Below are 21,121 nucleotides of genomic sequence, written 5' to 3'. Positions count from 1 at the left end.
TGCGTTCGCATGGTTTGCGCACCTCATGTCACTCCTTACTCCGAACGCCCATGGAATTTTTCTCTTTGCGCCGCGCCAGCGTCGGCGCCCGGCTTGCCGTGCTGTCGTGCGCGCTGGTGGCATTGATTTTTGCCGCCTTTACATGGGCGCTCACGCGTAGCGCCGGCAAGCAGGTCAGCGATCAGGTGCTCGAACGCATTGCCGATAAAGATCGCTCGATCGCCGCAATGATCACGCTGTTCGACAAGGCGCTGTCCGCCGAAGTCGATCGCTCGATGTCGCTATTCGCGAGCTTCCTGCCCACCGCCTACACGCTCGACGACACCCAGAAAGTCGACATCAACGGCGTCGCCACCCCGACCATCAAGGCCGGCGACAAAGTCCTGAACATGGACTTCTCGATTCCCGACCAGTTTCTCGAACGCAGCGGCGCGGTGGCCACCGTATTCGCCCGCAGCGGCGATGATTTCGTCCGCGTGACGACTTCGCTGAAGAAACAGGACGGCTCGCGCGCGATCGGCACGTTGCTCGACCGCAAGGCACCGGCGTACGCGCTGATCATGGCGAACAAGTCCTATACGGGACTTGCCGCGCTGTTCGGCAAACGGTTGATCACGCAATATCGCCCGATTACCGATGCGAGCGGTCGCGTGATCGGCGCGCTGTTTGTCGGCGTGAACGTGGACAAGGAAATCCAGTCGGTCCAGGACGGCATCAGCAAACTGAAAATCGGCGACAGCGGCTACTACTTCGTGGTCAATGCCTCGAAGGGCGCGGATCGCGGCAAGCTGATCGTGCACCCGGCCGCCGTCGGCCAGAACGCGGACAACGCGAACGCGCCGTATCAGCAGATGCTCGACCTGAAAGAAGGTCAACTCGAATTCAGTTCCGCCGACGCGACGCTCGGTGAGCGCAACGTGCGCGACAAATTCGTGTCGTTCGTCACCGTGCCGGAATGGCAATGGCTGGTGGGCGGTGTAGCACCGCGCGACGAAGTAATGGCGGACGTCGTCGCGACACGCGATAAATTCCTGCTGATCGGCTTCGCGCTGGTCGGCGTGTTCGCGATCGTGTTCCTGATCGCCGTGCGCCGCCTCGTGAGCCGTCCGCTCGATGAAGCCGCGAAAGCGTCCGAGCGCTTCGCGTCGGGCGATCTGAGCGTGCGCGTGGGCAACGGTGCGAACGCGCGCGCCGACGAAATCGGCCGCCTCATGCAGTCGATCGACGGCATCGGCGAAGGCCTTGCGCGCATCGTTTCGCAAGTACGCAATGCGTCGACGGATATATCGGGAGGGACTGAAAAGATCGCTACCGGCAGCGGCAACATCGCCGCGCGTATTGCCACGCAGGCCAGCAGCCTTGAAGAAACGGCGGCCAGTATGGAACAGATCACATCGACCGTGCAGCAGAACGCCGACCATGCCGCGCAGGCCAACACGCTCGTCACGAATGCCGCCGATGCCGCCGTCGAAGGCGGCCGCGCCGTCGAACGCGTGGTCTCGACGATGGGCGAAATCAGCCGCTCGTCGCAGAAGATCGCCGAGATCACCAGCGTGATCGAAGGCATCGCGTTCCAGACCAATATCCTTGCACTGAACGCGGCCGTGGAAGCGGCGCGCGCCGGCGAACACGGCCGGGGCTTTGCGGTGGTGGCGTCGGAAGTGCGCGCGCTGGCGCAGCGCAGCGCGGCTTCGGTGAAAGAGATCGACGGGCTGATCGCCGCCTCCACGGCGACCGTTCAAAGCGGTTTTCGGATCGCGGAGGAAGCGAGCTCGACGATGCAGGGCATCGTTCAACAGGTCGGCCAGGTGCGCGCGATCATGGCGGAGATCAGCGTTGCGTCACGCGAGCAATCCGGCGGCATCGAGCAGGTCAATCTCGCTGTCACGCAGATCGGCGAGGCAACCCAGCAGAATGCGACGATCGTCGGCGAGGCCGAACACGCGGCGGCTGAGTTGCGCGATCAGGCTGCGCGGCTTGCACAGGTGGTGAGTGTGTTCAAGCTGGGGGCTGGGCGGGATTAAAGCGTTGCCTATGTCCATGTAACGGCGCGGCGCTTTGCGGCGCCGCCGTGCGCCACATGCGCCGTAATCAAAACTCGACGTCCAGTTCGTCGATCTCCTCCACTTCCTGCTGCGCGTCCGCGATCCATTGCTGCATTTCAGGCAGCGCCATGATGCGCTGCCCATAGTCGACAATCTCCGGATCCAGCTTGACGTCGTAAGTCACGAAACGCGTCACGACGGGCGCGTACATCGCATCCGCCGCACTGCGCTCGCCGAACAGAAACGGCCCGCCATACTGCTTCAGGCACTCGCTCCAGATCGTCACGATGCGGTCAATATCCGATTGCGCCCGCGCCCACACCTTGAAGCCTGGGAAATGCGCTTTCAGATTCATCGGCAGCGCCGAGCGCAGCGAGCCAAAACCCGAATGCATCTCGCCGCAGATCGAGCGGCAATGCGCGCGCGCACGGATGTCTTGGGGCAATAGCGCCGCTTCCGGCTTGAGTTCGTTCAGATATTCGGCAATCGCGAGAGTGTCCCAGACCTTGATGCCGTCATGAAAGAGACATGGCACCAGAATCGACGGCGACAGCAGCAACAATTCGGCGCGCGCGGCGGGATCGTCGATAGGCATCACGATCTCTTCAAACGGCAGACCGCTAAATTTGGTCAGCAGCCAACCGCGCAGCGACCACGACGAATAGTTCTTGCTGCTGATGGTGAGCGTGGTATTCGCCATACGATTCTCCTCCAGATGAGGCGTTCGTCCGACGCCTGACGATGCGCATGCACGTTGTCGTGCGCGGGCGCACCAAAGCGCGGCAAATTCGGCCCGTTCCCATGACCGGCGCAAATGCTATGCCAACGTGCAGTGACGGTCGTGCCAGTGCGACTGCACGATTGGCACATGACTTGCCTCTATTCGGGTTCCTTCCTTTCCTGCACTCGTGCGAAGGTTATGAACCCGTTCGCATATCCCACATACCAGGCTTTCGCCGACATGATGCTGCCGATGCGGCACGGCGCAGCGCTGGTGAATCACTCGCTCGACGCGTGGCCCGCGTTTGGCGATACCTCGCATGGTCGCTCGATACGCGCGGCGTGCGAGTTGTTGACGCTCGCCGGACTCACGCCTGTCAGGCCGCCGTTCGGCATCGACAGCGTGGTGACGGAAGGCAACCCCGTACAGATCGTCGAGGAAGTCGCGGCGCACACGCCGTTCTGTTCGCTGTTGCATTTCCGTAAAGACACCGCGCCTTCTCATCCGCAACCGCGCGTGCTGGTGATAGCGCCCATGTCCGGCCACTTCGCGACGCTGCTGCGTGGCACGGTGCGCACGATGCTGGCCGAGCACGACGTTTACATCACCGATTGGCACAATCCGCGTGACGTGCCGCTGAGCCAGGGCCGTTTCGGCTTCGACGAATACGTACGCCACGTGATCGATTTCATCGAAACGATCGGGCCGGGCACGCATCTGCTGGCGGTGTGTCAGCCGACGGTCGCCGCTTTGGCCGCGGTCGCGCTAATGGCCGCCGACGACAACCCCGCGCAACCCGCCAGCATGACGCTGATGGCTGGCCCGCTCGACACGCGCATCAATCCGACGCGCGTCAACGAACTGGCTAAAAGCAAGCCGATCGAGTGGTTCGAGCAGAACCTGATCAGCGCGGTGCCGTTCGGTTTTGCGGGCGCGCACCGTCGCGTGTATCCAGGCTTCGTGCAGTTGACCGCGTTCATGGCGATGAACCTCAACCGCCATCTCGACTCGTTCGAGACCATGCATTACGAGCGCGCCAAGGGCGATCCGGCGAAGGCCGATACGATCCGCACTTTCTACGAAGAATACTTCGCGACGATGGACCTGACGGCCGATTTTTATCTGGAGACCGTCGATACGGTTTTTCAGCGGCACGCGCTGCCGTTGCATGAACTCGAGGTGGAAGGACGGCTTGTGGAGCCTTCGAAGATTCGACGTACTGCGCTGCTGACCGTAGAGGGCGAGAAGGACGATATCTGCGCGGTTGGGCAGACACTCGCTGCGCAGGATATGTGCGACAAGTTAAGGCCTTATCTGAAGACGCATCACGTGCAGACCGGTGTGGGGCACTATGGCGTGTTCAATGGACATCGGTGGGAGCGGCAGATTTATCCGCGTGTGCGGGCCGTGATTTACGACAACGAACCGCGCGCAGTGGTGGTGAGTTCGCGGGTGCGGACGATTCAGCCGGTGTCGATGGCTGCGGCTTCGGAAGCGATCGCGGCGGCTCCGGCTGCTGCGGCGGTGGTCGACGTCGAGGTCGATTCGGCGGCGGCAGCAACTGCCTCGCCTAACGGGGTTGGTTCCGGCTCTGCCACCAAGACTCAGCAGGCGTCACGGGCACCGCGACGACGGCCACCCGCGACGCAATCGTGAGTCAGGCCACGGCGCTCTTCCATGGCTGCACCGCCGGTACTTCGCATGGACCGTCGACTTCAATCGACTTGAAATCGGCCGGCGACACGATCTCGATGTACTCCATATCTTCGGAGTAATCGAACAGATAGTGGACGATGCCCGGCGCCTGATGCACGCAATCGCCGGCGGCGACGAGCGTCTCCTTGTCGCCGTACATGAAGCGCGCCCAGCCCTTCAACATGATCACAATGTGGAAATCGGCCTCATGACGGTGCCAGCCGGTGCCTTGCTCTGGTGCGTGATTCGCCTTGACGAGTTGCGCGAGCACCTTGCCGCCGGTTGCCTGCGCGATGCCTAAATCGCGGTAGAGAAAAAAGTCGCGTAGGCCCTGATCCACGTAGGACGTGTCTTGCGGACGGACATGGCTGAACTGCGTAGCGAATTCGGTGGACATGATCGCGCTCCTCTTGAGTGAGCCGGCAGTTGAAAACGACGCGTTGGAGCGTCGGTTGCAAGCATCAAGCGGGCCAGTTTGCTGGGCGCTGGCTTTGCGTTTTGCGGAGACGATCGGGTGAGTGCCGCGCCGCATTGCGCGGCGCGAGGTGCTTCAAACGCTTTGGGTGCCGCTTTGGGTACTTACGCGGTTGGGCGGAACATCTGGAACATTTCCCCGATTTCCGCGTAGTCGGCGCGGTAGCCTGCTCGCATGATTGGCTGCGCGGCGTGGGTGTCGAACAGGCCGTCTTTCAGATAGGCCTCGTTGATGTGGACGCCGACTACTTGGCCTAGCGACAGATAGTTGTCCATCGGCTTGCCGTCGAGGGTATGCAGACGAACCACTTGCAGCAACTTGCATTCGAGCGCGGCCGGCGATTCGGCGACGTGCGGTACGGCTACGTTGCGGCCAGCCGCGGGGGTAAGGCCTGCGAGTTCGAATTCGTCGACGTGGGGCGGGACGGGTGCGGAGGAGCGGTTCATCTGCTCGGCGAGCGGCTTGCTGGACAGATTCCAGACGAATTCGCCGGTGGCCTCGATGTTGGCGATGCTGTCTTTACGGCCTTCGCTGCAGAAGCCAATGATCGGCGGGAAGCTCGCGAACGCGCCGAAGAAACTGTAGGGCGCGAGGTTCAGGGTGCCATCGGTGGCGCGTGAAGAAATCCAGCCGATCAGGCGCGGAGCGACGATGGCTTTGAACGGGTCGTGCGGGAGGCCGTGACCGGTGGCGGGGTTGTAGAAGTAGTGGGGCATGGGTTGTGTTGGGGGTTTTTTGGTCGAGACAGGTGGTTATACAGCAGGGTGCGTGACGCCGCTCGGCGCGGATGCAGGATGCTCGCGTCACCACGTGCTGATTCTGGATCCTAGGTTCAGCCTCCGGAAGCCTGCTAACTAGAGGCGAGCCTGTCGATACGATTTACAGGCTTAAGCCTGTATATTTCATTTACAGGCTGTAGGCTGTATCGATCTACGCCAGTTTGCAACGACTCCGCGCACATCCGATCGTCGCCCGGACCGAACTCACGGAATCTACAAGAATGGGCACAGACAATAAGCAACTCAACGAGATCAGCAAATTTTTAAGCTACGTACTCCGTCATGAACCGCAGAGCATCGGCCTGCAACTCGACACTGAAGGCTGGGCCGATATCGAGGGCCTCATTGCCGGCGCGGCCAAACAGGGCCGAACACTCGATCGGACCATCATTCGTGCGGTCGTGTCGACTAACGACAAGAAACGTTTTGCCATATCCGAAGATGGTGCATTTATTCGTGCGGTACAGGGACATTCGACGCCTGCCGTACAACGCGAGTATGTCGAGACAGAGCCGCCCGAAACTCTTTATCACGGAACCGCAACACGTTTTCTTGAATCGATTCGTGAGCAGGGGTTGAAAGCGGGCGCTCGTCACCACGTGCATCTCTCGCCGGATAAATCGATTGCACTTGCGGTAGGAAAGCGATACGGCAGTCCTGTGATCCTTGAGATTCAAGCCCTGCGCATGTATCGGGAAGGCTTCAAATTTTTTCTGGCGGAGAACGGTGTCTGGCTCACCGACAGCGTTCCGACCAGGTTTTTTTAGTGTGCGCGGGGAAGTCGGTTTCTGAAGTCCAGATACATGCAGAGAGCGCAGCACATCCTGCAGAGAAGAGTGCAGCGGGCAGCAAGGATTTTCGAACAATCATTATCTGCTCCGTGCTCGCCATTGGCCTGCCGTCTCGCGAAAAATGTAATCTTCCAAGATCCTTCCTATGGACGAAGACACACGCCGCGAAGTCGCGGGGAGGATTTTCTAACAACCCCGCGTCAACTCGCTCTCGACGACAAGGGAAGCAAATCGGATGGCATGCATGCTGACTATTTCTAGTCTTTCTCGTCTACACGCAACTGAAACTCGGGAGTGACGAAAAGGTCGCCCGTCGGTCCTTTTTCGGCCCGGTCGTAGGCACGTTCGGATTGAAAAAAGGCATCAACAGCCAGATGCGCCTTGACCGCTGAACGACTGGCTAGCACCGCATCAAAATTGTAAATTGTATCGGCTAGCTTGTCGGTCAACTGAAGATAGATCATTTCCTCTCCGAGTTCCTTTACGACCGCTGCTGGTGCACTCATCAGTCGATCCTTGCCAAATAGCTGAACATAGGGAGGGCCGAAGACGGTTCCCCAAAACACGTCCGGCAGCCAATGACGCAGTACGTGAGTCACAAGCATAAAGTGTTCGCCAAATGGGGCAGACGCACTGTCGAATGCAAAGTCCTTGTACCGTGCATTCGCAACATCAAGAATAGCGATGTCTGCTTCCGTACGTACGCTCAATGTTTCCAAGGCGTGAACAAGTAAGTCCTGCTCTACGTCCGCCAATTCCAAGGTCAAGTCAATGTTTGAGTGTGTATCTTTGACCATAGGCGACTTGCTACGCCATCGGACAGAGAATGCCCCCTCGGCTTTCGGATACTTCTTACGTTGCCAGAAAACCGTTTCACATGTTCCTGTGGCAGGAACGAGAGCCTCGACATTTTGTGCATCGAACGCTTGATCGAGCGGTTCCCACCATCCCCATTTTTCTGGGAGAACATTCGGAAACACCTCCTCATAGGTGCGCACGGCCCTGAGAAAATCCATTGGCGAACGTAGCGACAATGGACTTAACACGTTGACGCAGACCCGCTCTTTAAATTTCATTCGAGGTTCCTCATGACGTGCCCCACGGCGTGAACTTACCGGTTCCGGGATCGTACACTCGAATCGATCCTCCAGACCTATTGATAAGCGCCTGAAGCGGCCCGGAGATGGTCTGCGTGTTGGGACTAACAATCAATTGAATTGCGTTACCCGATGCGAAGTAACCTCGGAACTGCTTCGCGTTGTATATGTCTTTCACGTCCTTGACTTCGATGAATGTCTGCCCCTTGATTCCATCGGGCACAACAATCGTCTCTGTTCCATCTTCAAGTGTTACCGGAATGCGGGTCTTATTCTCAGGAACTTCCAAAGCGCTCAAGGCAGCACTTTGGAAGTGCAAACCTCTCTGGAATGCTCCTGTAAAGGAACTGGCCAGCGCCACCATCAATGCAGTAATAGTCGGAAACGTAGCCGTGCCCGTCGCCGTACACGACGGATCCGGCACGGTCTGTTCGACGTACCAGAGCATCGGCTTGTCGAGCGCGTTGATCTGCGTCTGCGTCAATGCATCGCCAAGCTGCAAATTGTTCGTCGTCGCATAGTCGAGCGCGTTCTGGTACAGGTAGGCCTTCTCCTGCTCCCGCACCGACCTATTCGTTTTGCTGTCGTATGTCAGCCCGTCGACAAAGCTCGCTTTACCTGTTTGCTACAATGCAGCCTGCTGCAGCCTCAGGTCTTCTTCCTGCGGGTTGTAATAAAACCGCATCGAACTCGGCTGAAGACTAGCTGGAAGCGCGGTCAGCAAATCCTGCGGGCCCTGATTGCCAATCGCCGAGCCGAGACCAACGCCCGCGATGCAACCATCATTGCTGAAGCTGCCCGCTCGATGCCGCACTCGCTGCGCTCGCTTCGGCTGACTGACGAACCGCTCGCCGAACTCACCATGTTGTGCGGTTTCGACGATGATCTCGCCGCACAGATCACGCAGAACAGCAACCGCATTCGCGGCCTACCACCCGAAATCAGCCCCTAATGCTTGACAAAACACATAGAGGCCCCCCAGTGTTAGCTCAACGTGTCACTGAGAAATCTTTACGTCAAACGACGGTGCTGCATCGACATTGAGCGTCAGACGACCTCCATTCTTCAGAAATTCGTAGGCTTCAGGGCCAATCCAATAAGCATTAATCTTAGTTTTGAATTGTTGTTTCAAAGCGGAAGCAAATCTTCTCATCAACCGCTGAGCAGCCAGACCTTCAGACCAAGTTTGAATCAATCCGTTAAGCAGCACACCGCTCGACCACCCCCCTGCATTGAACTCAACACACTCGCTACAGTTTCCCATCTCATAGGCGGTAATCAATTTTCCGCCACCCGGTAATTTCCCACCGATCAACCTAGTCACCGGAAGGACTTCCGTCGAGCGCTCCACGACTAAATATCTTTCACACGAACCGGTTTGGCTTCCTGCTGCGGCACCAAGATCAGGAATGGAGCGAGCTGTTTCGTAGACTGGCGCAACCGCCCCATATTTCGGGTGCAAATCATGTTGCGCAAGAATGTACTTGATCGCCCCCTTGTTCTCCACCATGTCGGTAATCAAAAGGATATCGTTTTTCGATGCAAACAAGTAAATACGCTTCATTTTCCCAATGCACTCCGAATCGCTTGGTTAATCTGTGATTGCGTCGCGCCCTTTGGAATCAAGATCAGCTTATCTCCAGGGTAAGCTGCCTGTATTCTGGACGCAGCCGCGGCCTCCGCGGGAGTCGGCGTTACGCCATCCGCCTGAGTAGATATAGTCTGTACACGCACGAAAGGTCCATTTCCATTTGCAGGTTTGGCCGTAACGTCCACGTATGTACCGCCATTCGTGCCTGGCCCGGCTCCAGCGATGTACTCTTCTGACCCAATGCCACCTCCTTCGGAAACTCTATAGCCATACTCATCCAACGTCTGACCAACATCGAAGTTTAGCTGCCGCGTGGCCGAGCCTCCCCAGCGCCCACCTGAACCTGACAGATATTTGTCGGTAAATGAAGACCCGCTTGAATCGCCGGTGGCACCCTGTCCGCTCGTGCCGTTACCTGAGCCGCTATTGCTGTTACTGCTCGACAGGCTCGCATTGCTCGGTATATTACCGCCGGGCGTACCCGGTATGGGTGCGAGCGTTGCACCGCAGCCAAGCCCCTCCGTGAGCGCCATACACAGCGCCATCGTGAAGGACGTCACAGGCGCGGCCCCCGTATGTGGCGTGTTGCCTCCGTCGGTCCCGGGAATCTGGTTGTTCGCATCGGTCTGAGGTGTCTGGCCGCCGTAGTCCTGTTTCATGTGGCCGACGATCTGATTGCCCCAGTTCTGCAACGTACTACTAGGATTGCTATAGGTCCATATCACCCTGTCGATGAGAGCATTCGCGGCATCCCCTAGACGTGTCCCCAAGCCACCATCCTGAGCAGCCTTGGCCGTATGCTCGGGACTTCCGTCATCATTGTTCAGCGCCTCATTCTGCGCCGCTGTCGCCGCACCGCCGGCGTTCACGCCTGCCAGCGACCCCAAGCCACCACCCAGCAACGTCGAAAAGCCTGCAAGTGCGGCCTGTTGTCCCGAATCAAGAGCCACGCCAGTTGGATCAATCGCCTTGATGAAGTCTGGAGAGAACGCCGCACTGGCCGCCCCGCCAATGGCTCCACCACCGCATCCCGTCCCAAGCGCCGCCGAACTCACGCATCCAAGAGCCGCGTGTGCCGCCACATAGCCCAGCTCGCCTGCGGCCCCCGTCCCGAAGAAATTTGCCCCGTTCAGCTCGCCAATCGCATACGCCCCAGCGGCAGCCAGATCGCTGACTGCGCTGCTACGCAGGTTGTTGAGGAAACTCCCTCCCTCGATCGCCGTCTCGACACTCGCATTGATGGTTGCCGTCGCGCCCAATGCAGCCAACTGGCCAGGCAGGTTGGTCGCGGCCACCGACCCAGCCTGCGCCACCTGCCCCAGCGAGTTGCCAATGTTGCTGATCCCCGCCAGTTGTCCCAGTGTGCTGACACCCTTCGGAAGCGTATTGAGGCCCTGACTCAGGTCGTTTAATCCAAAACTACCTGTCGTGCTGTCGTAGGTAATTCCGTTGGTAATTCCTGCTGTGAGCGCACCTACGGCCCCCGCCTCCAGGAGCGAACCGAAGTTCAAACCCTGCCCGGAGGCCAGCTGGCTTGCCGCACTCCCCGCCATGGACGACAAGGCGCCAACGACCATGGATTCGCCAAGTGTCATGCTCGCCATCGCAACACCCATTGCGGCCGCAGCCGCCCCCGCCGTCACAATCGACGCCGCAATCGCAATGGCTGCCACCACGAACGTCGGCAGCCCGCCGCCGTCCTTCACGAAATCTGTATGCAGATTGTCGCTAACCGCTGTCTGTGTGAAGTTCGTACCAAGCTGCTGCTGAAGCGCAGCCAGCACCTGCTGCGTACCAGCCTGATCGACCGTGCCGTCCGCGTTGAGCTTCTGCAGTGCACCGCCGATCTGATCCAACGTCTGCACGTTGAGATCCATGTTCGCCGCGCTCATGAAGCCGCCCGGCTGAACCGTCGTACCCGTGGTATCGACGTAACCGCCCTTGACCTTGGCCCATATCTGGCCGACGTCGACCTGATTAGCCTGATTGGTCAACGTGTCGGTATTGACCGTCAGCGTGTCGGAAGCAGTAATGCTTCCGGTATTCAGAATGCTGCCGCCGCTACCCTTGTCGAAATTGAGCGTGACGTTCTGACCTGAGATGTTGCCACCCGCCGTCATTGCGCTCGTATTACTCGGCAGGTAAACCTGCGGCATCAATGCAGTAATAGTCGGGCACGTAGCCGTGCCAGTCGCCGTACACGATGGATCCGGCACAGTCTGCTCGACATACCAAAGCATCGGCTTGTCGAGTGCGTTGATCTGCGTTTGCGTCAGCGCATCGCCAAGCTGCAGATTGTTCGTCGTCGCATAGTCAAGCGCGTTCTGATACAGATAGCCCTTCTCCTGCTCCGTCACGGATGTGCCGGTCTTGCTGTCGTACGTCAGCCCATCAATGAAACTCGCCTTGCCTGTTTGCTGCAATGCTGCCTGCTGCAGCATCAGATCCTCTTCCTGCGGGTTGTAATAGAACAGCGTGGAACTCGGCTGAAGGCTAGGTGGCAGTGCAGTCAGCAAATCCTGCGGGCCCAGATTGCCAATTGCCGACCCACCTAGCGAGTTGTCGACATACGAAGCTTTACCCGCGACCGGAGTCGGAATCGTCCCGCCAACCGCTCGCGGCATCGACAGATTCAACCCCGGCAAATCCACCGGACTTAGCGAAATGACCTGCGACGGCGCATTCACGCGCGGCGTATACGTATTCGCGGTCGTGATGCCGTTGATGAGCTTCTGACCAGTCAACGTCACCGACGTACCGATCACGTTACCCACGTTCTGAATCTGACCGCCCGACGTGATCGACAGATTCGGCGCCTGAATCGTGGCAGCAATATTGCCCACGGGTTGCGGCGGATCGATCGTGCCGCCCGTGTTCGTATAAGCGCTGCCGTAGAGTGCCGTACATTCCGCCGGCGATCCGCATGCCCACACATCGTGGCGCTTGTCGCTGCTAAACATGCCCGTCTCTTGCACCCAATGCGAGTGCCAGTAGGCGTTCAGTGTTTGCGCTTCATTGACCACCGGACCTGCAACCGAAATCGTCGCCGAATTGCCCGCTGCAATCAGGCTGCCGATGTTGGTGAGGCTACCCGCGTTGATCTGCAGGTTGTTACCGGCGCTAATGACCGACGAACTGCCCGATTGCTGATCGACGTAGCCTTCGCAGTAGCTTTCCTTGTAGCCACCCGCGGTCATACAGCCCGAATACTGTTCCTTCGAGCCATAGTTTTCATGCACAGGCACAGGCGGCGGCAAGTTGTTCGTGATTGCGCCAGAGACGTTCAACGTGATGTTATTGCCCGCGACGATGTTGCCCGACGTGTTGTTCAGGCTGCCAGCAGGTGTCGTGGAATTCGCTGTCGTACCGACTCCGCCGATCACGATGTCGTGACCAGCAAGCAGATTGCCGAACGTGTTGTTGATCTGGCCTGCGGCGATAACGAGGTCGTTGCCCGCGTATATCGTTGCATCGTTCTGGTTGTAGCCAAATGTCGTCGTGGTCGGATTGGAACCACGCGTGTAGCCAGCAGTACCGCACGCCGAATTCGGCACCCCTGCCGCGCAACCCGTCTGGGTCGAGTAATTCTGCTGGTTGCCGCCCTGGTTCGTCAGACTTGCAGCGCCCACCTGCACGTTATTACCGGCGTACAACAGCCCCTCATTGACCAGATTGCCGCCATAGACGCTCAGGTTGCTGCCTGCGGCGATCATCCCGGTTGGGAATGCGGATGTCGTGTATCCACTTGCGGTCGGCGCTGCGCCCGCCGCAATATTGAACACATTCGGCGAAAGAAAATCGACAATGGCGCAGTAGTTCTGACTGTCGCAACTAGTGCCGGTCGAGTTACCCGTGCCCTGCACGCCAATCGTCCCGAGCGATTTGAGTTGCGCGAAGAACGCGGAGTACTGACCCTGATCTATCGTCTGGGTCGACTGATTCAACGAAGCAGGCGCAACGGATCCATTGCTGAGCGACTGCACGTTCAGCGTCACATTGCCCTGAGCAGCAATCTGACCACCCCGATTGGACAGGGAGTTGGCCGTAAGCGAAATCGAATTGCCGGCCGAAATAACGCCTGACGTGCCGGCTTGCTGCGTGAGTGTCGTCTGATAGATCGTCGGCAGATTCAGCGTGACCGACGCCAGTGCCGTTGGGTCGGGACCCGTTCCGATGAACCAGAAATTCTGATAGACAGGCGTATTGTTATTGCCGCTTTCGCCAACCTGGACTCTGTGCTCATAGAAAGTAACCGTGCCCGATCCAGTCACCGGTTGGGATGCGTTGTAAGCAGATGCGTTCGCACCCGTGGCCTGCGTCCCCGTTGGCGAGAGAAGGTCACCGAGCGTGGCACTCGTTGTACTGGACGCGACTTCAAGAAAGCCATTTTCTCCACCGTAACTTTGGTCGTACCAGTTGGTCTGTGTTCCCGCGACAGCCGACCAAAGAAGAGACGGGTTTGTAACGACCGTAGTCGTCGACGTGCTGGATCCGCTCGGCGCCGTCTGATCATTCACCACCGCCCCAGCGTTAATGTTGACGTTATTCCCCGCAAATATCGACCCGCCGGTATTAGTCAGCGTCCCGCCGATATTGAAGTTAGCGTCCCCCTTCGACTGCGTCGTCGCACCCTGATTGTCGTAATTCCCACCCGTCACCGACAGCACGCTGCCGGCTTCAACCGTCCCGCGATTCGTCGTGTTGCCGTTCAACGCCAGCGTCCCGTCCGCATGCATCACCGCGCCGGCGACGTTGTTCAAGGTCCCGTTGAAGGTCACATTGCTACCCGTGACCTGCCCGAAATTCGTGAAGGTGCCATTGGTTGAAAGCGTCAGCGCCGCCGATCCGGTCATCGTCCCGTAGTTATTGATCCCGTTCAGACCCGTCAACGTCACGCCCTGACCACCGTAATTCCACGTCCCGGTGTTATTGATCAAGGCTGCGGTTATCGAAAGCTGACCGCCCTGGCTAATCGTCCCCTGCGACGGATCGAACGCCATGTTCGTGGCAGTGATGCCCATATTGCGTTGCGCGAGCAACTGCCCATTGGCGTTATTGAACGAACCGTCGCCACCGTTGATCGTCAGCGAGACGTCACCAGTCGTCGGCCCGTTCGGCGTGTTCGGATTACCCGCAAAGATGATCCCGTTCTGGTTGTTCAGCGAGCCTGTGTTGATCGACAGGCTGTTCACCGCCATCAACGAACCGCCCGTATTGTTCAACCCGCCCGCAACCGTGACATTGGTCGTCGCGCCATTCACCAACCCTGCGTTGGTAAAGCTGCTCGCGTTGATCGTCGTTGTAGTAGTTGACGCCAAGGACGCGTTCGCCGCATTGGTCAGATTCGGCGCGGACACATACAACGCCCCACCCGAAAGCACCTGGCTAGCGTTATAAAACCCATTCCCCGAAGTCAGCGTCGCAGCCCCAACCACATCCACCGCCGACCCCACCAACGACAGCTGATTCGAAGCCGTCGCCGTCAACGCCCCGCCAACAATCGCCGTCCCCAGCGTCACATTCGCGCCGCTGAACTGCATGTTCCCCGTCGACACCATCGACGCCTTACTCGCGTCGAGCGTCCCTTGCGCGGTCACCGAGACGTTCTTCGACCCACCTTGCGAGCCACTCAACGTGACATTGCCGCCGCTCAACGTAAACTGCCCCGCCACCGTGCTCGTGCCGCTCAACGTGAGCGTCTGTCCGGCGCTCATCGTCGTATCGCCGTTCGACGACACGCCCGCCACTGTCACGTTGCCCGCCGTCCCCGTGACATTCACCGTACCCATCGACGACACCGCGCCCGTCACCTTCATATCCTGCGCGGCCTGAATCGCCACGTTGCCGCCGGACTGCAAGTCACCGCCAAAGGTCACACTGCCATTCGTAGACTTAGCCGTGACATTACCCACCGCCGTGGTCGCCCCGAGCGACATGTCGCCGACCGAGGTCGCCGTAAACAGTCCCGCACCCTGAATCCCGCCGAGCGTGATGCCTGCGCCCGCGCCAATCGTGATGTCCTTGCCGAACGTCAGCTCGCCGCCGCCGTTCACCGAACCGCCCGCGTTGATCGTCGCGAGACCGAGGCCGAGGAACGAGCCGGTCAACGTCGTGGTTCCGCCCGAGGTGAGCGTCGTATCGCCGTTGACGAGTTCACCATTCAGCGCTAGCGTGCCGCCCGAAGTGGCCTTCAGGTTTCCCTGACTAGTCACCGCGCCGCCGACGCTCAGATTCCCGCCCGTCGCAGTCAGCGTCACATCGGAATTCGCACCGACAGTACCGCTTGCTGTCAGGTCACGGCCCGCCGTCACGGTGAGCTTGTCGGTCGCCGAAGCGTTGCCGACAATCGTCGCATCGCGCGCGGCCGTCACGCTAACAGCCGAGCCGGACGCGAGCATGCCGCCCACATTCACGTCGCCCGCACCGTTGTGTCCTTGCGCCTGCAACGCAATCGCACCGCCAGCTTGCGCGGAACCCATCGAGAGGTCATTGCCGGCAGTCGCATTCAATGTGCCGTTCGTTAAGACACCGCCGGTCACGCCGATGCTGCCGCCCGCGTTCAACGTAGCTTGCTGGCCAAAAGCCACGGAGCCCGCACTAATCGAACCGCCCGCCGTCAACGTGCCGACGTTCTGCGCACCGATGCCGCCTGTCAGCGTCATGTCGCCGCCCGACGTGAGTTGCGCATTGCCGCCCACCGTCGTCGCGCCGGAGAACGTCAACGCCTGGCCCGCGTTCGCATTCAGATTGCCCTGCGTCGTGACATTCGCCGCACTCGCGTTGCCGCTGATCGCAGTGAGCGTCAGATCGCCTGCCGAGTTAACGTCGGCGAGCGTGATATTGCGCGCGGCATCGATCGTCGTCGTGCCGCCTGTGTTGATCGCACCGCCCACGCCGACATCGCGTGCCGCCTGCAGCACCAGCGTACCGAGTGCCGTAGCCGTGCCGCCGAGTGTCACATCGCCGCCGCCCGCGTTTCCGTTCGCGGTCACGGCAAGGTTGCCGGTCACCGCCTCCACGCTGCCCAGGCCCGCGTTGTTGCCACCCGTCACCGTGACGCTCGCGCCTTGCAGTGCGCCGGTCAATGCGAGGTCGTGCGAAGCATTCAGCGTCGCCGCCTGAGCAAACGCCGCCGTGCCCGCACCGTTGATATCGTGCGATGCCGTCAACGTGCCGCCGAGTTGACCTGCAAGCGCACCGGTCAGCATGATGTCTCGGCCCGCCTGCACGGTCACAGCCTTGGCCGCGTTGATCGTGCCACCGAGTTGCGTATCGAGCGCGGACGTGAGGTTCAAAGCGCCAGACGTGGTCGTGGTTCCGGTCAGCGCAATGCTGCCGGTCGCCGCCGTAGCCGTGAGATCTCCGGCCGTAGTCTGCACCGTGCCGCTCACCGACACGTTGCGTTGTGCAGCAAGCGTCAACGAATCGCCGGTGGTCAACGAGCCGCTGACCAGCACGTCGCGCGCACCGCTTAACGTGACAAGACCAGGCGCCGTTGCCGTGCCTGTGATCGCCGCATCGCCACCGCCTGCGTTGCCGTTTGCGGTGAGCGTCAAGGTCGTCGCCGAATTGACGTCGTGCAGCGTGGCGCTGTCGCCACCCAGCGCATTGATAACGTTCGCCTGGACGCTACCGGTCAGCCCGATATCGCGTTGCGCCGTGTAGTTCGCTGCCTGTGTAAACGCCTGCGTGCCGGCACCGCCGATATCGCGACCCGCTGTCACAAAGCCGTTCGCCTGGCCGATCAGCAAGCCGTTCAACAGCGCATCGCGGCCCGCATTCAACGTTGCGTCGCCAACCGCACTCGTGCTCGCGCCGAGCGACAGATCGAGACCCGTCGTGATGTTCAGTTTGCCGCCGCTGTTGATGCCGCCCGTCGCGTTCAAACTGCCTTGTTGCGCATTGAGCACCGCATCGCCGACCGACTCGACCGCGCCTGCGACGTTGATGTCGTGTTGCGCGTTAATGCCAACTGTCGTACCACTGGCAATCTTGCCCGTCGCAGCCACAGTCACATCGTTCTGCGCCGTCGCCGTCACAGCGCCCGCCGCGGCAACGGAACCGTTGACCGTGAGATTGCCCGGGCCATTAGCCGTGTTCGTGCCGTTCGCGTTCAGCGTGACGGTGCTGGCCGATTCAACGTTGTTCACGCTGATATTGCCCGCCGCGGTCACCTGAACCGCCTGACCCTGGATCAGCCCGCCTTGCGCCACGTCGCGGCCCGCATTCAGCGTGGCCGCCTGCGTAAAGGTCATCGTGCCCGCGCCGCCTATGTCACGACCCGAAGTAACGATGCCTTGCCCCTGACCGGCAAGCATGCCGGCCACGTTGACGTCGCGCGCTGCGTTGAGCGTCGTATCGAGTGCAGCGGTGGTCGTGCCGCCGAGGTTGATGTCGGTGCCAGCCTGCACGTTGAACGCGCCATTGCTCGCGATCGTGCCCGTCGAACCGACATTGCCGTTCTGCGCGGTCAGCGTGGTGTCATTAGCCGATTGAATCGATCCGCTGATGCCGATGTTCTGACCGGCGTTCAGCGTAACCGCGGCACCGCCCGTCACCGCACCAGTGATGTTCAGATCCTGAGTCGCCGCAAGCGCGAGGCTCGACGCCGCCTGCACGTCATGCAGCGTCGCTGAGCCACCCACATTCGTCTGCACTGTGCCGCCGCGCAGCGAACCGGTCAGATTCGTGTCGCCGCCGGAGCTCACGTTCGCCGCGAGGCCAAACGCGCTGGTCGCCGCGCCAGCAATCGCACCGCCGGCAGTCAACATGCCGTTGCCTTGCGCAACCACCGAGCCGTTCATCGTCAGATTCTGGCCGGCGTTGACAGTCAGATCGCCCAGCGCGGACGTACCCTGCGTGCCGAGGTCGACCGATTGCGCCGCATTGATCAGCAGGTTGTCGCCGGACTGAATGTTGCCGGTACTCGTCAGCGAGCCCGCCGCATTCGTCAGCGTGACGTTGCCATTCGACGCGACGCTGCCCGCGATCGATGTGTTGCCGCCGCTCGTCACGTTTAATGCGTTTGCACTCTGCAACGCGCCATTGATCGACGTATCGCCGCTGGAAGTCAGCGACGCCGTTGACAGCGATGCAACCAGGCCGTTGACCGCCAGCGTGCCGCCGTTCGCGGCGACTTGCAGCGCGGAGTTCGCTTGCACGTTGTTCAACGCGACCGAATGACCTGCAGTCAGCGAGACGGCGGCGCCTTGCAACGCACCGGTCACCGACAAATCGTTCGCGGCGGTGACGTTCGCATCCTTGACGAAGCCGCTGCTGCCGCCGGCGATCACGTCGTGGCCCGCGCTGAGCGTCGCCGCCCCCTGCCCCGCCAGCGTGCCGCCGATGGTCAGGTCATGCCCCGCCGTCAGCGTCGTATCGCCGGTTACGCTCGTCGCGCCCGTCAATGCGACATCCTGCGCGCCATTGACGACAAGGTTCGCCGCGCCGTTCAACGTGCCGCTCGAATTCACGCTGCCATTCACCGCCGCGACCGACAGATCGCCGACCGCCTGCACAGTGCCCGCTGCGGCCACCGCAACATTGCGCTGCGCCGTCAGCGTGACCTGCGAGCCGCCCGCCAGCGTGCCATTGACGACAACATCGCGCGCCGCCTGCACATTCGCAGCACCGACCGAAGCCGCGTTGCCGTTGAACGTCACGTCACCACCGCCGGCCGGGTTGCTGGTGATGCCGTTCGCCGCCACGTTGAACGCGCCGCCCGCCTGCACATCGGCGAGACTCGCATTGTTGCCCGCCGTCACCTGCAGGCCATTGGCGAGCAGCTTGCCGGTGAAAGCGACGTCCTGGCCTGTCGTCAACGTGCCGTTCTGGCCGAACGCCACCGAGCCGCTGCCGGTGAGATTGTTCTGCGCATTGAACACGCCATCCTGCTGCACGATGACCACGCCCGGAACGTCGAGGTTGCGCCCCGCGCTCACCTGCGCATCGGTACCGACGAGCAGCGAACCCGCGACCGAGATATCGCGCGCGACAGTGGCGGCGAGCGTCGTGCCGCTGGCGAGCGATCCGCTCACCGAGAAGTCCTGGCCTGCCGTCACCGTGACGGCATTCTGCGCGGTGGCCTGCCCAACCACACTTGTGTCCTGACCGGATGTCAGCGCGAGATTGTTGCCGCTTTTGACGGTTCCATTGTTCGTCACGCTGCCTTGCGTCGCGGTCAGGCCGAGATCGCTCGAGGTTTGCAGCGCGCCATTCACATTGACGTTGCGTTGCGCGGTCGCCTGCAACGTACTGCCGTTGGTCTGTACGTTCACGTTGATGTCGCGCGCGGCTTGCAAGCTTGTGGCGCCGCTCATCACGGAGGTGCCGTTCAGGTTGATGTCGCCCGTGCCGTCGTTGCCTTGCGCCGTCACCGCGAGCGCGCCGCCGGTCTGCACGTCGCCGAGCGTGACGCTCGCGCCACCCGTGACCGCCGTGTCGCCGTTCGATTGCGCATTGGCGACGTTGACGTTGCCGCCCGCGGTCACCGCGAGCTTGCCGCCGGTCTGAATCGTGCCGGTCGATGTGACATCGCCGTTCGCATTGATCGTGTAGCCGCTGATGCCGACGTGCGCGCCGGTCATCGACAGATTGCCGCTTGCCTGGAGCGTGGCTTGTTGTTGCGCGGCAGAGCCATTCACCGTCAGATCGCCGTTCGACGACAGCAGCAGATCGCCGGTGTTCGCGGCCATCTGCGCATCGGTGCGCACGCCCATGCCGGCTGCGGTGCCGATCACCTGGATCTGGCCGGCAGTCATCGCGCCGAACGCGGTGGCGTCAATAGCGAGACCGTTGTTGGCGCGGCCGTTGGCGCTATTGATCGCGCTGGCGGAGTTATCCGAACCGTTCGCGGACGTCGCATACGTCGTGCCGTTACTGCTGACCGCCGACGGCAGCACGAACTGCCGTCCGGCAATCGCGTTGATCCGCGAGCCGGCATACAAAGGTGCGTTGATGCCGATGGTTTCGCCGATCAGGTCGATCGTGCCGACCGTGCCTTCAATACCCGCGCCGGGGCCATTCACGCCCGCGTTGCCTTCGATCTGAATATGGCCACCGGTCACGCTATAACCGATCGCCTGAGCGTTATCGAAGTTAGTAGCCGTACCCTTGAGGTCGCTCAAAAATTGGGGCGTACCGGTCGACAAGGTAACGCCGATCGTATTCGTAAATCCCGTGCCGTTAGTCGTGATGCCGTTGGGGTTCGCGATGATGACGGTGGCAGGCGCACCGAACACTTCGAGCGGCCCGTTGAGCAAACTCGCATACGCGGCGCCCGTCGACGTCACCTGGTTGACGATCACGCTCGCCGTACGGCCCACGAGATTCGGATTTGCCTGCAGATCGCCGCCGGCGAGCGATGTGCCGGCCATCAGGCTGTTATTCAGAATCAGCCCGACCGGATCGATGTTGAAGCTCTGATACTTGTTGAGTGAAATCCCTGCCGCGTTCGGCGCGGTGATGTTCACGACAGGCACGCCGCCACCCGCGCCGGTGGTCTGCGTGATCTTCGGTTGAAACGTGATCGGCGCCGTCGGATCGACAATCGGCGCGGCCTGCGCCATCTGCATCGCAAAGCGGATACGCACGGCGCTCAGGTCAATGATGCGTTGCCATGCTTCGTCATCCAGACGATGACTGCCGGAAGCCAGCACCCCTGCAGCGTCGCGGCTTTGCTCGAACGTGATCGAGAGCGGTCCGGCGAACAGCGTCAACGCGACGAGCGCCGACACCACGCGCTGCCACACGCGATACGGACGCGCAGGCATCGGCACCGACCAGCGCAGCCGCGCGGACTGCATGCCGCGATCGTGCCGCTCGTCATGTGCGTGACGGGTTTGCTCGAGTTGTCGTAAAGCGTTACGTGTGGACGCGTTCATGGTGCTCTCGTCTTTTTTGGTTCTTCTTGTACTTCCGGCACTTCT

10 protein-coding genes and 2 pseudogenes are annotated in these 21,121 nt (G+C 60.7%); 4 read left to right on the top strand and 8 right to left on the bottom strand.

The features are described 5' to 3' along the window. Positions 1 to 50: 50 nt before the first annotated feature. Complete coding sequence (locus tag R8871_RS07325) at positions 51 to 2,024, top strand: methyl-accepting chemotaxis protein (RefSeq protein ID WP_175049707.1); 1,974 nt, start codon at positions 51 to 53, stop codon at positions 2,022 to 2,024. Positions 2,025 to 2,091: 67 nt separating this feature from the next. Here the strand turns inward: R8871_RS07325 and R8871_RS07320 are convergent, their stop codons facing one another. Then, complete coding sequence (locus R8871_RS07320; protein ID WP_175049706.1) at positions 2,092 to 2,745, bottom strand: glutathione S-transferase family protein; 654 nt, start codon at positions 2,743 to 2,745, stop codon at positions 2,092 to 2,094. Between the two features lie 219 nt (positions 2,746 to 2,964). Here R8871_RS07320 and R8871_RS07315 point away from each other — a divergent pair, with 219 nt between their 5' ends. Then, positions 2,965 to 4,422, top strand: coding sequence for a polyhydroxyalkanoate depolymerase (locus R8871_RS07315; protein WP_175049705.1), 1,458 nt, complete (start codon positions 2,965 to 2,967; stop codon positions 4,420 to 4,422). Position 4,423: 1 nt separating this feature from the next. Here R8871_RS07315 and R8871_RS07310 read toward each other — a convergent pair whose 3' ends face one another. After that, on the bottom strand, positions 4,424 to 4,858 hold the full coding sequence (locus tag R8871_RS07310) for a cupin domain-containing protein (protein ID WP_175049704.1): 435 nt from the start codon (positions 4,856 to 4,858) through the stop codon (positions 4,424 to 4,426). 182 nt (positions 4,859 to 5,040) lie between these two features. Beyond that, the gene (locus R8871_RS07305) at positions 5,041 to 5,652 is read right to left on the bottom strand and encodes a flavin reductase family protein (protein ID WP_175049703.1); all 612 of its coding nucleotides are present in this window, start codon (positions 5,650 to 5,652) and stop codon (positions 5,041 to 5,043) included. 284 nt (positions 5,653 to 5,936) lie between these two features. Here R8871_RS07305 and R8871_RS07300 point away from each other — a divergent pair, with 284 nt between their 5' ends. After that, positions 5,937 to 6,482 (top strand): RNA 2'-phosphotransferase, encoded by a 546-nt coding sequence (locus R8871_RS07300; RefSeq protein ID WP_175049702.1) that lies wholly within the window; start codon positions 5,937 to 5,939, stop codon positions 6,480 to 6,482. A gap of 281 nt (positions 6,483 to 6,763) precedes the next feature. Here the strand turns inward: R8871_RS07300 and R8871_RS07295 are convergent, their stop codons facing one another. The 3 genes and pseudogenes from R8871_RS07295 to R8871_RS38850 all read right to left on the bottom strand — a co-directional run. Then, entirely contained in the window at positions 6,764 to 7,582 is an 819-nt protein-coding gene (locus tag R8871_RS07295; protein ID WP_175049701.1) for a hypothetical protein, read from the bottom strand. A gap of 10 nt (positions 7,583 to 7,592) precedes the next feature. Further along, the gene (locus R8871_RS38410; RefSeq protein ID WP_407673125.1) at positions 7,593 to 7,967 is read right to left on the bottom strand and encodes a putative toxin; all 375 of its coding nucleotides are present in this window, start codon (positions 7,965 to 7,967) and stop codon (positions 7,593 to 7,595) included. Continuing rightward, positions 7,965 to 8,357, bottom strand: a pseudogene (locus R8871_RS38850) (DUF637 domain-containing protein); the annotation flags it as partial. The pseudogene R8871_RS38850 and the gene R8871_RS38410, both read right to left, overlap by 3 nt. On the opposite strand from R8871_RS38850, the pseudogene R8871_RS07285 reads away from it, so the two are divergent. After that, positions 8,358 to 8,552, top strand: a pseudogene (locus R8871_RS07285) (IS110 family transposase); the annotation flags it as partial. Positions 8,553 to 8,600: 48 nt separating this feature from the next. Here the strand turns inward: R8871_RS07285 and R8871_RS07280 are convergent. Both R8871_RS07280 and R8871_RS07275 read right to left on the bottom strand, forming a co-directional pair. Then, entirely contained in the window at positions 8,601 to 9,167 is a 567-nt protein-coding gene (locus R8871_RS07280; protein WP_175049700.1) for a hypothetical protein, read from the bottom strand. After that, positions 9,164 to 21,076 carry a two-partner secretion domain-containing protein gene (locus R8871_RS07275; protein ID WP_246287435.1) on the bottom strand — a complete coding sequence of 3,971 codons (11,913 nt, stop codon included), beginning with the start codon at positions 21,074 to 21,076 and terminating at the stop codon, positions 9,164 to 9,166. The genes R8871_RS07280 and R8871_RS07275 overlap by 4 nt, the downstream gene beginning before the upstream one ends. Positions 21,077 to 21,121 lie beyond the last annotated feature (45 nt).

The organism is Paraburkholderia sediminicola (genome assembly GCF_902859805.1).
In the GTDB taxonomy this organism is placed as follows: Bacteria; Pseudomonadota; Gammaproteobacteria; order Burkholderiales; family Burkholderiaceae; genus Paraburkholderia; species Paraburkholderia sediminicola.
Note: the sequence above shows the minus strand (reverse complement) of the source record. Positions and strands in the feature narration are given on the sequence as shown.

Excerpts from the sequence above, each read along its gene's own strand:
- R8871_RS07325 (WP_175049707.1), top strand. The coding sequence starts at position 51 with ATGGAATTTTTCTCTTTGCGCCGCGCCAGCGTCGGCGCCCGGCTTGCC.
- R8871_RS07320 (WP_175049706.1), bottom strand. The coding sequence starts at position 2,745 with ATGGCGAATACCACGCTCACCATCAGCAGCAAGAACTATTCGTCGTGG.
- R8871_RS07315 (WP_175049705.1), top strand. The coding sequence starts at position 2,965 with ATGAACCCGTTCGCATATCCCACATACCAGGCTTTCGCCGACATGATG.
- R8871_RS07310 (WP_175049704.1), bottom strand. The coding sequence starts at position 4,858 with ATGTCCACCGAATTCGCTACGCAGTTCAGCCATGTCCGTCCGCAAGAC.
- R8871_RS07305 (WP_175049703.1), bottom strand. The coding sequence starts at position 5,652 with ATGCCCCACTACTTCTACAACCCCGCCACCGGTCACGGCCTCCCGCAC.
- R8871_RS07300 (WP_175049702.1), top strand. The coding sequence starts at position 5,937 with ATGGGCACAGACAATAAGCAACTCAACGAGATCAGCAAATTTTTAAGC.
- R8871_RS07295 (WP_175049701.1), bottom strand. The coding sequence starts at position 7,582 with ATGAAATTTAAAGAGCGGGTCTGCGTCAACGTGTTAAGTCCATTGTCG.
- R8871_RS38410 (WP_407673125.1), bottom strand. The coding sequence starts at position 7,967 with ATGGTGGCGCTGGCCAGTTCCTTTACAGGAGCATTCCAGAGAGGTTTG.
- R8871_RS07280 (WP_175049700.1), bottom strand. The coding sequence starts at position 9,167 with ATGAAGCGTATTTACTTGTTTGCATCGAAAAACGATATCCTTTTGATT.
- R8871_RS07275 (WP_246287435.1), bottom strand. The coding sequence starts at position 21,076 with ATGAACGCGTCCACACGTAACGCTTTACGACAACTCGAGCAAACCCGT.